Source organism: Pseudomonas sp. B28(2017) (genome assembly GCF_002113025.1).
Lineage (GTDB): Bacteria > Pseudomonadota > Gammaproteobacteria > Pseudomonadales > Pseudomonadaceae > Aquipseudomonas.
Genome location: NZ_NEJH01000015.1, coordinates 53,210 through 66,322, shown reverse-complemented (window position 1 = coordinate 66,322; position 13,113 = coordinate 53,210). Strand labels below are relative to the sequence as shown.

The 13,113-nt window shown below is 62.9% G+C and carries 12 protein-coding genes; all 12 read left to right on the top strand.

The window, feature by feature from the left end:
- Positions 1-206 precede the first annotated feature (206 nt).
- Positions 207-1,391, top strand: a complete 1,185-nt coding sequence (locus CAF65_RS25340; protein ID WP_085718731.1) for a flavin-dependent monooxygenase — start codon at positions 207-209, stop codon at positions 1,389-1,391.
- Positions 1,392-1,514: 123 nt separating this feature from the next.
- Positions 1,515-2,636, top strand: coding sequence for an LLM class flavin-dependent oxidoreductase (locus tag CAF65_RS25335; protein ID WP_085718730.1), 1,122 nt, complete (start codon positions 1,515-1,517; stop codon positions 2,634-2,636).
- A gap of 486 nt (positions 2,637-3,122) precedes the next feature.
- Positions 3,123-4,019 (top strand): VOC family protein, encoded by an 897-nt coding sequence (locus CAF65_RS25330; RefSeq protein WP_085718729.1) that lies wholly within the window; start codon positions 3,123-3,125, stop codon positions 4,017-4,019.
- 11 nt (positions 4,020-4,030) lie between these two features.
- The gene (locus CAF65_RS25325; protein WP_085718728.1) at positions 4,031-4,912 is read left to right on the top strand and encodes a CoA transferase subunit A; all 882 of its coding nucleotides are present in this window, start codon (positions 4,031-4,033) and stop codon (positions 4,910-4,912) included.
- Between the two features lie 12 nt (positions 4,913-4,924).
- On the top strand, positions 4,925-5,713 hold the full coding sequence (locus CAF65_RS25320) for a CoA-transferase subunit beta (RefSeq protein WP_085718727.1): 789 nt from the start codon (positions 4,925-4,927) through the stop codon (positions 5,711-5,713).
- Positions 5,714-5,736: 23 nt separating this feature from the next.
- Positions 5,737-6,609 (top strand): enoyl-CoA hydratase, encoded by an 873-nt coding sequence (locus tag CAF65_RS25315; protein WP_085718726.1) that lies wholly within the window; start codon positions 5,737-5,739, stop codon positions 6,607-6,609.
- Between the two features lie 2 nt (positions 6,610-6,611).
- Positions 6,612-7,679, top strand: a complete 1,068-nt coding sequence (locus CAF65_RS25310) for a nitronate monooxygenase family protein (RefSeq protein ID WP_085718725.1) — start codon at positions 6,612-6,614, stop codon at positions 7,677-7,679.
- Between the two features lie 30 nt (positions 7,680-7,709).
- Entirely contained in the window at positions 7,710-8,465 is a 756-nt protein-coding gene (locus tag CAF65_RS25305; protein WP_085718724.1) for an enoyl-CoA hydratase family protein, read from the top strand.
- Between the two features lie 10 nt (positions 8,466-8,475).
- Positions 8,476-9,642: an acyl-CoA dehydrogenase family protein gene (locus tag CAF65_RS25300; RefSeq protein WP_085718723.1), complete on the top strand. Its 1,167-nt coding sequence runs from the start codon at positions 8,476-8,478 to the stop codon at positions 9,640-9,642.
- A 10-nt stretch (positions 9,643-9,652) separates the two neighbouring features.
- Positions 9,653-10,708: an acyl-CoA dehydrogenase family protein gene (locus tag CAF65_RS25295; RefSeq protein ID WP_085718722.1), complete on the top strand. Its 1,056-nt coding sequence runs from the start codon at positions 9,653-9,655 to the stop codon at positions 10,706-10,708.
- 162 nt (positions 10,709-10,870) lie between these two features.
- The gene (locus tag CAF65_RS25290; protein WP_085718721.1) at positions 10,871-12,019 is read left to right on the top strand and encodes an acetyl-CoA C-acetyltransferase; all 1,149 of its coding nucleotides are present in this window, start codon (positions 10,871-10,873) and stop codon (positions 12,017-12,019) included.
- A gap of 152 nt (positions 12,020-12,171) precedes the next feature.
- Positions 12,172-13,047, top strand: a complete 876-nt coding sequence (locus CAF65_RS25285; protein WP_085718720.1) for an SDR family oxidoreductase — start codon at positions 12,172-12,174, stop codon at positions 13,045-13,047.
- The last annotated feature ends 66 nt before the right edge of the window (positions 13,048-13,113 follow it).

Sequence of the window (13,113 nt, the reverse complement as noted above, 5' to 3'; positions counted from 1 at the left end):
ATGTACACCCCAAAAAATCCACACCGCCTGTCATCCAACACATCCCTTTCAGATGCCCCCGATACCTGTTCCCCCCAAAACCACATGGTCCGTTTGAGGGATGCCCGCCCGGTCATGCATTGCTTGAATGCCAGTGTAGGGGCGCTACACCCGCCCCGTTGCACGCGCGCCCCGGCGGATGGGGTGAACAAAGGAGAACAATAAAAATGCTCAACCAAGACCTGATTCGCCAGCGTCTGAGCCAACGTGCCCGCGAGCTGGTGCCGATCCTGCGTGAGCGCGCCCTGAATGCCGCGCAAGCCGGCCAGTTGCCCGAAGAAACCCTGAAGGACTTCCAGGACGCCGGGTTCTTTCGCATCCTGCAACCGTCCCGTTGGGAAGGCTACGAGCTGGAGCCCAAGGACTTCTTCGACGTACAGATGACTCTTGCCGAGGGCTGCATGTCTTCGGCCTGGGTGCTGGGGGTGGTGGCGATCCACAACTGGCAGCTGGCGCTGTTCGACGACCGCGCGGCTCAGGATGTCTGGGGTAGCGATTCCAGCGTGTTGATCTCGTCTTCCTATATGCCGGTGGGCAAGGTCGAGCGGGTTGAAGGTGGCTTCAAGTTGAGTGGGCGCTGGGGCTTTTCTTCCGGTAGCAAGCATTGCGAGTGGGTGTTCCTCGGTGCGCTGGTGCCGCCGGCAGAGGCGGGCGGGGCGCCGGATTACCGGACGTTCCTGGTGCCGCGCAGCGACTACCAGATTCTCGACAACTGGAACGTCATGGGCCTGGAAGCCACAGGCTCCCACGACATTCTGGTGGAAAACGCCTTCGTTCCCGAGTACCGCACCCATCGTGCGTTCGACGGTTTCATGCAGAACAGTCCGGGCAACGCGGTGAACACCGCGCCCTTGTTCCGCCTGCCATTCGGGCAGATTTTCGTGCGTGCGGTTTCGTCGTCCGCTATCGGCGCTCTGCAAGGCGCGGTGGATCAGTTTATCGAGCACAACCGCGCCCGGGTCGGGGTCAATGACGGTCGCAAAATGGTTCAGGACCCGGCCGCGCAATCGGCGCTGGCCAACGCCATGGTCTGCGTCGATGAGTGCAAGACCGTGCTGCTGCGCAATTTCGCCCTGATGCTGGAGCGTGCGCAGAAGGGTGAGCCACTGAGCATGCCCGAGCGGGTGAAGATGCGTTACGACTCGGCGCTGGTGACCGACAAGTGCGCCAAGGCCGTTGGCGACCTGATGTTCAACAGCGGTGCTTCGACGATCTTCCGCAGCCACCCGATCAACCGCGCCTTCCGTGACATTCACACCGGCCGTGCCCACGTCGCCAACAGTCCGGCCAAGTATGCGTGGAACCTCGGTGGCGTGAGCATGGGGCAGGACAGCAACGACTTTTTCCTCTGATGGTTTCTGCTGAATCAGCTAGTCCGTTTGCGTGATTCGAGCGCCCTGCCAATACCCGAGCATGGGCGCAAGGCACAGGTCTCTGGCGCCGACTGCGCATCCAAATAAGCACAAGGATCAACCATGAAATTTTCCCTGATTTACGAAGCCCAGACGGTGGATTCAAGCCGCGAAGGCGACCGCAAGATTTTCCAGGACACCGTTGAGCAGGCGGTGCTGGCCGACAAGCTTGGCTTCGACACGTTCTGGTGCGTGGAGCACACCGCGCTGAGCAACTACTCGCACATGTCCGCGCCGGAAACCATGCTGGCCTTCGTGGCGGGTAAAACCGAGCGTATCGGTATCGGTCACGGCGTGGTCTGCCTGCCACCGGCGATGAACCACCCGGTGAAAGTCGCCGAGCGCATCGCCACCCTCGACCTGCTGTCCAAGGGCCGTGTGCACTTTGGCGTGGGCAAGGGCGGCACGCAGCAGGAAGCCGGTACCTTCGGCTACGACCTGGCGACCCTGCAGCCGCAGATCGACGAGATGATGTACCTGATCCCGAAAATGTTCGTGCAGGACGAGATCGAGCACAACGGCGACTTCGTGCAGATCCCCAAGCGTCCGATCCATCCAAAGCCGTATCAGGATCCGCACCCGCCAATGTATCTGGCGTGCACCAACACCGAGTCGCTGAAAAATGCCGGCGGTCGCGGCATGGGCGCTCTGGTGCTGGGCTTCGGTGGCCCGGAAGAAATCGCCAGGAAGGTCGAGGTCTATCACGAGGCTTTTGACCATCGCGATGAGAAGAAACAAGTGGGCTTCCGCCCCAACCGCCACATCGCCGCGCTGTGCCCGGCCATCGTGCTGGAGGACAACGCAGAAGCGCGCCGCATCGGTATCCGTGGTCAGCGCTACTTCATGGAATCCCTGGGTTACTGGTACGGCGGTGGCGAGCGTCCGGACCCGGAGAAGTGGAAGGACGACACCTTCGTCGATGGCAACGGCCAGAGCGTGATCAAGTCGCGCTTCGCCTCGGAAGAAGTCAGCGTCGACTTCTCCGACCCGACCATGGCGATGATGAACCCGAACCACGCCTATGGCACCGTAGAGGATTGCATCAGCTACGTGCAGCGCCTGATCGATGCCGGCGCCGACGAAATCCTGTTCATCTGCCAGATGGGCACCGTGCCGCAGTGGGCGCAGCTGGAGACCTTGAAGAACATCGGCGAGAAGGTGATTCCGCACTTCCGTAAGGGTTGATGCCCAGACGAAGCTAGTCGGTTAACGAATGTTTTCCATTCGGACCGAACCTGTGGCGAGGGGGCTTGCCCCCGTTCGGCCGCTCAGCGGTCGCAATACAGGGTTGCACGGTTTTTCAGACATTCCGTGTCGCCTGGATTTGGGACTGCTTCGCAGTCCGACGGGGGCAAGCCCCCTCGCCACAGGATGCAGCATAAGGCGATAGATCCCTTGTGTTTCAGGCCTGGCATGGACGTCAGGCCAACTTTCCAACGGGTCCCCAAGGCCCGTTTTTTATGCCTCCCGGGAAATTTCTCCGCCAGTCCTGAGCGAACCCGATTCCCACAGGTTTTTGCTGTCTCCAGCAATCATTTCCGCTAGTCCCATTGGACGATGTTGCCCCTCCCCGAACCCGTTTGAATAGCTCCTACATATAGCCCCTACATAAAGTCTCCCCCGGCACCAGCCGAAGGGCGGCACCGCCTGAGAAAAACGAGGAGTGCATCCATGGATATCCGCGGTCTGGGTTACGTCACCCTGTTATCCAGCGACCTGGCGCAATGGCGCCATTACGCAAGCCTGGTGCTGGGCATGATGGTCATCGGCAGCGATGACGACGAGCACTTGTACCTGAAAATGGACGAGCGTCATTACCGCATCCTGGTGCAAAAAAGTGTCGGGAACGGCTTTGGTGCCTGCGGTTGGGAAGTGGCTGGCAAAGCAGCGCTGGAACAGGCGGTCAGCGAGTTGCAGCAAGCCGACGTGCAAGTGATCCGTGGTACCGCGGCCGAGGCCGAGTTGCGCAAGGTCCAGGAGCTGGTGCACTTCAGCGACCCGGACGGCAATCGCCACGAGCTGTTCTGGGGCCCGTTGCAGGACTTCGTCCGTTTCGTCTCGCCGGTGGGTGTCAAAGGCTTTGTCACCAACGACCTCGGCATGGGCCACGTCGTCCTGCCAGCGCCAGCCTTCGAACGCTGCCGGGACTTCTACGAACAAGTGATGGGTTTTGGCCTGTCGGACCTGATGAAAGTCCGCTTCACCCCGGACCCGGCCGAGCCGCAAAAGCGCATTCACTTCCTGCACTGTAACAACGGCCGCCATCACTCGCTGGCGATTTTCGAGTGCCCGATGCCCCACGGCTGCGTGCACATGATGGTCGAGGTCAACGCGCTGGACGAAGTCGGTCGCGCCCTGGACCGCGTCCACGCCAACGGCGTGAAGTTGTCGGCCACCCTCGGCCAGCACACCAACGACCAGATGATTTCTTTCTATATCAAGACCCCGTCCGGGTTTGACCTGGAGTACGGCTGCGACGGCCTGGTGGTCGACTGGGATCGCCACACGCCGTTCGAAAGCACCGTGGTCAGCCACTGGGGCCACGACTTCAGTGTCGGTCGCCAATGAGGAACAAGACGATGGACAAACAAATGAGCACAGCCGAGATCGTCGGCCAACTGCGTGACGGTATGACCATCGGTATCGGTGGCTGGGGCCCGCGACGCAAGCCGATGGCGCTGGTGCGCGAGATTCTGCGCTCGGACCTCAAGGACCTGACCGTGGTCGCCTACGGCGGTGCCGATGTCGGCATGCTCTGTGCCGCCGGCAAGATCAGGAAACTGGTGTTCGCCTTTGTCTCCCTGGATTTCATTCCGCTCGAGCCGTACTTCCGCAAGGCACGCCAGGACGCGGCGCTGGAAGTGATGGAGATCGACGAAGGCATGCTGTTGCTTGGTCTACGGGCGGCGGCGATGAACGTGCCGTTTATTCCCACCGCCGTGGGTCTGGGCACCGATGTGCTGCGCCACAACCGCCAGATCAAGTTGATTGCCTCGCCCTATGCCGATGGCAAGGATTGGGTCGCCATGCCGGCGCTCAAGCTCGACGCTGCGCTGGTCCACGTTGATCGTGCCGACAGACGCGGCGTGTGCCAGATCAGCGGTCCGGATCACTACATGGACGACTTGTTCGTGCGGGCCGCGACCCACAGCTACGTGACCTGCGATGAGCTAGTCGACAGCGATTACTTCCATCAGGACAGCGCCCACGCGCATCAAGTGTTCTGGGAACGCAACCTGACCACTGCCGTGGCCCACGTGCCAGGTGGGGCGCACCCGTCGTCCTGCGCGCCGCTGTACGGTTTCGACGTCGCGCACTTCAAGGCCTACAACGCTACGGTCCAGGCGGCTGATGGCTGGCGGGGCTACGTCCGTGACTACGTTGACTGCACCCACGAACAGTATCTGGACAAGGTCGGCGGCCTGGCTGCCATCCGTGAACTGCCGTTGCCGATTTTTTAAGGGAACCTTCCGATGAGCACTACTGATTACAGCCTCGCCGAACTGATGATTTGCGCCGCCTCCGAAGCCTGGTGCGAAGACGGCGAAGTTCTGGCCACCGGCATCGGTGTGATCCCGCGTCTGGCCGCTTCGCTGGCCATGCTGACCAGCAACCCGCAGTTGCTGATGACCGACTCCGAAGCCTACATGGTCGCCGAGCCGGTGCCATTGGGCGCACGCAACGGCTACGAGCCCAAGCGCGACAGCTGGATGGGCTTCTCGCGGATTTTCGACAACGTCTGGGGTGGCAAGCGCCATGCACTGGTCGGCCCGACCCAGATCGACCGCTTCGGCCAGGCGAACATTTCCTGCATCGGTGACTACGCCAGACCCAAGGCGCAGATGCTCGGTGTGCGCGGTTTCCCCGGCAACTCGATCAGCCACGCCAACTCGTTTTGCGTGCCGAGCCACAACCGTCGGGTGTTCGTCGAAGGCGAGGTCGATATGGTCGCCTCGGTCGGTTACAACCCGGCCCGCCTGGCGCGTGGCTGGTCGCTGGACGACATCGACATCCGCCTGATCATCACTGACCTCTGCGTCCTCGATTTCCAGGGCCCGCAACGGCAGATGCGCATCCGTTCGCTGCACCCCGGCGTGACAGCGGCGCAGGTCCAGGACAACACCGGCTTTGAGCTGCACGTGCCGGACGATTGCCCAACCACCACGGCCCCGACCGTCGAGCAATTGCAGCTGATCCAGCGCCTGGATCCGCACAACCTGCGCGCCCTGCAACTTAAAGACAACCCGCCAGGCCAACGCTGAGCAACGCGTTGCGGAGACAAGTGATGGCTGAAGATAACGATAACAATCAGGTCGAGGTGGTGCTGTACGAGGTGCGCGGCGCGGTGGCCCTGGTCACCATGAACCGCCCCGAGTACCACAACGCGCAGAACTCGCAGATGACTTATGCGCTGGATGCTGCGTTTCGCCGGGCCTGCGATGACGATGAAGTGAAGGTCATCGTGTTGCGCGGCGCCGGCAAGCATTTCTCCGCCGGGCATGACATCGGCACCCCGGGCCGCGACGTTGACAAGACTTTCGACCGCGCCAGTCTGTGGTACGACCATGTGAACAAATCGGGCGGCGAGTTTCTCTATGCCCGCGAGCAGGAGGTGTATCTGGGCATGTGCCGGCGCTGGCGCGAGATGCCCAAGCCGACCATCGCGATGGTCCAGGGCGCGTGCATTGCCGGTGGGCTGATGCTGGCCTGGGTCTGCGACCTGATTGTCGCCAGCGAGGATGCCTACTTCGCCGATCCTGTGGTCCGCATGGGCATTCCCGGGGTCGAGTATTTTGCCCATGTGCATGAATTGAACCCGCGCATCGCCAAGGAATTCCTCTTTCTCGGCGAGCGCATGCCGGCGCCACGGGCCTATCAGATGGGCATGCTCAATCGGGTGGTTCCTCGCGATGAGCTGGAACAACAGACTCTCGACATCGCCGGGCGTATCGCACAGATGCCGCGCCTGGGCCTGCAATTGAGCAAGCAGGCGGTGAACAACGCCGAGGACTTGATGGGTAAGCGCGCGACCATGGACATGGTGTTCGGCTTGCATCACTTCGCCCACGCCCACAATGAACTGGTGTCCGGCGACCGTCTTGGCGGCTACGACGCCAAGGCCATGGCCAGTTCGCAACGCAAAGCAGGCGGGGCGTGAGCATGGCGATCTCGTTGAATACCCGTTTAACACAACTGCTCGGTTGCCGTTATCCGATCATCCAGACCGCCATGGGCTGGGTCGCTGACCCGAAACTGGTGGCGGCCACTGGCAATGCCGGTGGCTTCGGTTTTCTCGCCGGGGCGACCATCGAGCCGCAGCAGATGGAAGCGGCGATTATCGAGACCCGGCGCCTGACCGATCAGCCATTCGGCGTGAATTTCCACATGTACCAGGCCAATGCCGGCGAGATCGTCGAGCTGGTGTTGCGCCACAAAGTCCGGGCGGTGAGTTACAGCCGTTCGCCCGGCAAGCAAATGATCAGTCGCTTGAAGGATGCCGGCGTGGTGTGCATTCCCACGGTGGGCGCGCTCAAGCATGCACAGAAAGCCGTGGAAATGGGGGCCGACGCGGTGACCGTGCAAGGCGGCGAGGGCGGTGGGCACACCGGTTCCGTGCCGACCTCGATGCTGCTTGATCAGGTGGTCAACGCCGTGTCGGTGCCCGTGGTGGCAGCCGGCGGTTTCAAGGACGGCAAGGGTCTGGTCTCGGCCCTGGCCTATGGTGCCGAGGGCATCGCCATGGGCACGCGTTTTTTGATGTGCGCCGACAGCCCGGTGCCGCAGGCGACCCTGGCGCGTTACCTGGCGGTGAAAGACCCGGCAGCGATCATCATCAGCCGCGCCATCGACGGCATGCCGCAACGGATGATCCGCAACGAATTGCTCAACCAGCTGGAAAACAGCGGTGGCCTCAAGCGCCTGTTGCTGGCGTTGCGCAGTGGCCTGGCCTACCGCCGCCACACTGGCATGAGCCTGACTCAGTTACTCGGCAGTGCCTTGAAGATGCGCGGGGCCGGGGAGCTGACCGCCGCGCAAAGCATCATGGCCGCCAACGCGCCGATGGTGATCCAGAAAGCCATGGTCGACGGGCAACCGGCCGCGGGCGTATTGCCCGCCGGGCAGATCGCCGCATCCATCGACAGCTTGCCCAGCTGCGCCCAATTGATTGAACAGATCGTCCGTGACGCCGAAGTGCGCCTGGGCGAGCTGTGCCGCCGTGTGTCGTGAAGGGGCCATGTATTGTGAAGGAAAGAAACCATGAAACCATTTAGCGTCAGGTTAGATAACGGCATTGCCGAACTGGTCTTCAACCGGCCGCCGGTCAACGCTTTCAATTGTCAGGGCTGGGCCGATATCGCCAGCGAGATCGAGGGCCTGGGCCGCAACAGCGACGTGCGGGTGATCGTGATCCGTGCCGAAGGCCGCGGCTTCTGTGCCGGGGTCGATATCAAGGAACTGGCCGCCGACGGCAACCTGATCGTCGCGGTGAACAAGGGCAACTACGACAGTTTCAAGGCGATCCACCGCAACCCGAAACCGGTGATCGTGGCCGTGCACGGCTTCGTGCTGGGCGGCGGCATTGGCATCTGCGGCGCGGCCGACATCATCGTTGCGTCCGAGTGCGCAACCTTCGGCGTGCCGGAAGTGGATCGTGGGGCCATGGGTGGCGGCGCGCATTTGCAGCGTCTGTTCCCGGTGCAGAAGGTCCGCCACATGTATTTCACCGGTGAGGCCATCGACGCCGCCGAAGCGTACCGCCTGGGCGCGGTGGAGCGGGTGGTCAAGCGCGAAGACCTGCGTGAAGCCGCGTTGCAGATCGCCCGCACCATCGCCGCCAAGAGCCCCGGCATGATCAGCCTGGCCAAGGAAGCGCTGACCGGCATCGAAGACGGCAATCTGGAAGACAAATACCGCTGGGAGCAGGGCTTCACCCTTGAAGCCTACCGCTCACTGGACTCTCAGGAAGCACGCGACTCGTTCGTCGAGAAACGCGATGCCCGATTCAAAGGCTGAAGGCATATCCATGGACCTGACCTATACCCCGGCCCAGCAGGCCTTTCGCGTCGAGGCGCGGACCTGGCTGGCGGCCAATGTACCGAGTGAACCGCTGCAATCGTTCGACACCGAACAGGGCTTTGCCGAACACCGTGCCTGGGAAGCAAGACTCAACGAAGGCCGATGGGGCATGGTCACCTGGCCGACCGAACTCGGCGGGCGCGGCTGCGACCTGATCGAGTGGCTGATTTTCGAAGAGGAATACTACCGTTCCGGGGCGCCGGCACGGGTCAACCAGAACGGCATCTTCCTGCTCGGCCCGACCCTGATGGAGTACGGCAGCGAAGAACAGAAGGCACGCTTTCTGCCGCGCATGGCCACCGGCGAAGACATCTGGGCCCAGGCCTGGTCCGAGCCGGGTGCCGGCTCCGATATGGCGGCGATCCGCTCCAAGGCTGAACGGGTTGGCGACCACTACGTGATCAACGGCCAGAAAACCTGGTCGACCCGCGCGGTGTGGGCCGATTGGGCGTTCGGTATTTTTCGTACCGACTCGCAGTCCCAGCGCCATAACGGGCTGACGTTCATCCTGCTGCCGCTGAATACGCCAGGCATCACCGTGCGCCCGATTCCGCAGCTCAACGGCCTGCCGGGCTTCGCCGAGATCTTCTTCGACGACGTCAAGGTGCCGGTGGAAAACGCCCTTGGTGGCGAAGGCATGGGCTGGCACGTGGCGATGTCCACCGCCGGTTTCGAGCGCGGTTTGCTGTTGCGCTCACCGGCGCGTTTCCAGGAAACCGCCAGGCGTCTGGTGCAGTTGTACCAGGCCAATCGCGAGCAGGCCGACCGCGACCCGGCTATCGGTGAGGCGGTGATGCGCACCTGGCTCGATGCCGAGGCCTACACCCTGGGCACCTACATGACCGCCTCGCAACTGGTGCAGGGCGGCAAGATCGGGCCGGAATCGTCGACCAACAAGATCTTCTGGTCCGAACTCGACCAGCGCATGCACGACACTGCCATGAGCATTCTCGGATTGCGCGGCGAGCTGCTGCCCCAAGCCCCGGCCGCCGGTGACGTCGGCCATTGGCTGGAAGGTTTCCTGTTTGCCCAGGCCGGGCCGATCTACGCCGGCACCAACGAGATCCAGCGCAACATCATTGCCGAACGCATGCTCGGCATGCCGCGTGCCTGAGGAATAGACCATGGACTTTAGTTTCAGCCGCGACCAACTGCTGTTTCAGGACAACGTCCGCAGCTTCCTGATCAACGAAGTCACCCCGGAGCGCCTTCGCGAACTGTGGCTCAGCGATAGTGGGCGCAGTGAGCGCCTGTGGGCCCAGCTGGTAGAGCTGGGCCTGACCGCGCTGACCGTGCCCGAGGCGCAGGATGGCATGGGCATGAATGAGCTGGATTTCGTGCTGATTGCCCAGGAGTGTGGTTATGCCGGTCTGCCTGAGCCGCTGGTGGACACCATGCTGGTCGGCGTGCCGCTGCTCGCTGCCTTCGATGAGCAACAAGCAACGCTCAAGCAATACTGGTTGTCGCGGGTCGCCGAGGGCAATGCGCGGCTGGCGGTCGGCGAGCCCGGTAACCCGTTGGTCAGTGATGCCCATGTTGCCGATCTGCTGTTGTTGGCCAATGGCGACGAGGTGCATGCGCTGGAGCGCGATGCCGTGCGCCTGACCCGCAATGAGTCGGTCGACCCGAGCCGTCAGTTGTTCCAGGTCGAGTGGACACCAACACCCGCCACCTGCGTCGCCAGTGGCGAGCAGGGCCGGCGTTTGTGGGCGGCCGCCTTCAACCGTGGCGCCCTCGCCAGTGCCGCGCAATTGCTGGGGCTGGCCAAGCGCATGGTCGACCTGGCAGTTGACTACACCTTCGAGCGCAAACAGTTCGGCAAACCGGTCGGCTCGTTCCAGGCAGTCAAGCATCTGATGGCCAACGTCGCGGTGCAGATCGAGTTCGCCAAAGGCCCGCTCTACCGCGCCGCTTATGCGCTGGCCGAGCAGCAAGCGGGGCAGGACGTGCTGGTGTCCCACGCCAAGCTGGCAACGGCGGAAGCGGCCATGCTCGCCGCGAAGAACACAATCCAGGCCCACGGTGCCATGGGGTACACCTGGGAAGTCGACTTGCATCTGTTCATGAAGCGCGCCTGGGCGCTGGACAAGGTCTGGGGCGATCGCGGCCTGCACAAGGGGCGGATTCGTGCGGCGCTGTTCGATGGCGCTCCCGCTTTGGGGGCTGGCGGTACTTTCTAGCGGCGTCCGTTGAATGGAACTGTGGGAGCGAGCCTGCTCGCGAAGAGGCCGGCACATTCGAAATGGATGTTGCCTGCCATGCCGCATTCGCGAGCAGGCCCGCTCCCACAGGTTTTTCGGCGCTCTCAATACCAGATTTCAATTTTTTCACCGAGGTAGACCATGCCTGAAGCCTATATTGTCGACGCCCTGCGTACGCCCACCGGGCGGCGCAAGGGTGGTCTGAGCCAGATCCACGCCGCCGATCTGGGCGCCCACGTATTGCGTGCGCTGGTCGAGCGCAATGACATTCCCGACGAGGATTACGACGACGTGATCTTCGGCTGTGTCGACACCATCGGCCCGCTGGCCGGTGACATCGCCCGCACATGTTGGCTGGCGGCTGGCCTGTCGCAATCGGTGCCGGGTACCACCATTGATCGCCAGTGCGGCTCGTCCCAGCAAGCCGTGCACTTCGCCGCCCAGGCGGTGATGAGCGGCACTCAGGATGTGGTGGTTGCAGGTGGCGTGCAGACCATGACCCAGATCCCGATTTCCTCGGCCATGATCGCTGCCGAACCCTTGGGCTTCACCGATCCGTTCAGTGGCTCCGAAGGCTGGGTGCGGCGCTATGGCGCGCAACCGCCGACCCAGTTCCGTTCGGCGCAGATGATCGCGGAAAAATGGGAGCTGTCCCGGGCGCAACTTGAAGCCTATTCGCTCGAGTCCCATCGACGTGCCTTGCAGGCCATCGAGCAAGGCCGCTTCAACCGCGAGATCGTGCCGCTGGCCGGTGTGTTGCACGACGAAACCCCGCGTCAGACCAGCCTGGAAAAAATGGCCGAGCTGGAGTTTCTGTTCGGCTGTGACCGGGTGACCGCCGCGGTATCCAGCCAGACCTGCGACGCGGCCAGCGCGATGCTGATCGTCTCGCAGGCGGCGCTCAAACGCTACGGCCTGACGCCCCGTGCGCGTATCCATCACCTGAGCGTGCGCGCCGAAGACCCGGTCTGGATGCTCACCGCGCCGATCCCGGCCACGGCTTACGCGCTCAAGCGCGCCGGCATGAAGCTCGAAGACATCGACCGCGTCGAGATCAACGAGGCCTTCGCTTCGGTGGCCATGGCCTGGTTGAAAGAGACCGGCTATCCCCACGAACAGACCAACGTCAACGGCGGCGCGATCGCCCTCGGTCATCCGCTCGGCGCCACCGGTACCCGCTTGATGTGCAGCCTGTTGCATGAGCTGGAGCGCAGCGGCGGTCGTTTCGGCCTGCAGACCATGTGCGAAGGCGGCGGCCAGGCCAACGTGACGATTATCGAACGTTTGTAATCAGGAAGCACACCGAACCTGTGGGAGCGAGCTTGCTCGCGAAGGGGCCATCAGATTCAACATCGATGATGACTGACCCACCGCTTTCGCGAGCAGGCTCGCTCCCACAGTGGCTTGTTTCTACTAGCGATGAATTTGAAGGAATAACCCCTATGAAAATCTGTGAAAACCGCGTGGTGATCATCACCGGTGCCGGCGGTGGTCTGGGCCGGGCATACGCACTGGCCTTTGCCGCTGAAGGCGCGAAAGTGGTGGTCAACGACATCAACCGCGATGCGGCGCTCGCCGTGGTCGGCGAAATCCTCGGTCAAGGCGGCAGTGCCGTGGCCAACAGCGACGACATCACCCGCTATGACTCGGCGGGGCTGATCGTGCGTCAGGCCATCGAAACCTTCGGTGACCTGAACGTGGTGGTCAACAACGCCGGCATCTGCCGCGACCGCATGTTCGCCAGCCTCAGTGAATCCGATTGGGACGCCGTGGTTGCCGTGCACCTGAAGGGCCACTTCTGCATTTCCAGCCACGCCGTGAAGTACTGGCGTGAGCAGACCAAGGGCGGCGCCAGGGTCGATGCGCGGATCATCAACACCAGTTCCGGCGCCGGTTTGCAGGGCTCCATCGGGCAGTCCAACTACGCGGCGGCCAAGGGCGGCATTGCTTCGCTGACGCTGGTGCAGGCTGCTGAGCTGCGCCGCTACGGGATCACCGCCAACGCCCTGGCGCCGGCCGCGCGGACCGGGATGACCGAGCAAGTGTTCGCCGACACCATGAAAAAGCCAGAAGAGGGCTTCGATTACTTCGCCCCGGAGAACGTTGCGCCGCTGGTGGTGTGGCTCGGCTCCGAGGCTTCCGCCGAGGTGACCGGGCAGATGTTCGAAGTCGAGGGCGGCAAGTTGTCGATCGCCGATGGCTGGCGCCGTGGTCCGCAACTGGATCGCCAGGGCCGCTGGGCGGTCGACGAGGTGGGCGAAGCAGTCGCACAGCTGGTGGCTCAGGCGGTTCCGGCGGCCAAAGTTTACGGCAGCTGAAAAAGACCGGTCTCGGGAGGGGCGTGCATGGCTATAATCGGCCCCTGATGCCGATCACCTGTAGGC

Bases quoted from the DNA above. Each gene is read 5' to 3' on its own strand.
- CAF65_RS25340 (WP_085718731.1), top strand. From the start codon at position 207: ATGCTCAACCAAGACCTGATTCGCCAGCGTCTGAGCCAACGTGCCCGC.
- CAF65_RS25335 (WP_085718730.1), top strand. From the start codon at position 1,515: ATGAAATTTTCCCTGATTTACGAAGCCCAGACGGTGGATTCAAGCCGC.
- CAF65_RS25330 (WP_085718729.1), top strand. From the start codon at position 3,123: ATGGATATCCGCGGTCTGGGTTACGTCACCCTGTTATCCAGCGACCTG.
- CAF65_RS25325 (WP_085718728.1), top strand. From the start codon at position 4,031: ATGGACAAACAAATGAGCACAGCCGAGATCGTCGGCCAACTGCGTGAC.
- CAF65_RS25320 (WP_085718727.1), top strand. From the start codon at position 4,925: ATGAGCACTACTGATTACAGCCTCGCCGAACTGATGATTTGCGCCGCC.
- CAF65_RS25315 (WP_085718726.1), top strand. From the start codon at position 5,737: ATGGCTGAAGATAACGATAACAATCAGGTCGAGGTGGTGCTGTACGAG.
- CAF65_RS25310 (WP_085718725.1), top strand. From the start codon at position 6,612: ATGGCGATCTCGTTGAATACCCGTTTAACACAACTGCTCGGTTGCCGT.
- CAF65_RS25305 (WP_085718724.1), top strand. From the start codon at position 7,710: ATGAAACCATTTAGCGTCAGGTTAGATAACGGCATTGCCGAACTGGTC.
- CAF65_RS25300 (WP_085718723.1), top strand. From the start codon at position 8,476: ATGGACCTGACCTATACCCCGGCCCAGCAGGCCTTTCGCGTCGAGGCG.
- CAF65_RS25295 (WP_085718722.1), top strand. From the start codon at position 9,653: ATGGACTTTAGTTTCAGCCGCGACCAACTGCTGTTTCAGGACAACGTC.
- CAF65_RS25290 (WP_085718721.1), top strand. From the start codon at position 10,871: ATGCCTGAAGCCTATATTGTCGACGCCCTGCGTACGCCCACCGGGCGG.
- CAF65_RS25285 (WP_085718720.1), top strand. From the start codon at position 12,172: ATGAAAATCTGTGAAAACCGCGTGGTGATCATCACCGGTGCCGGCGGT.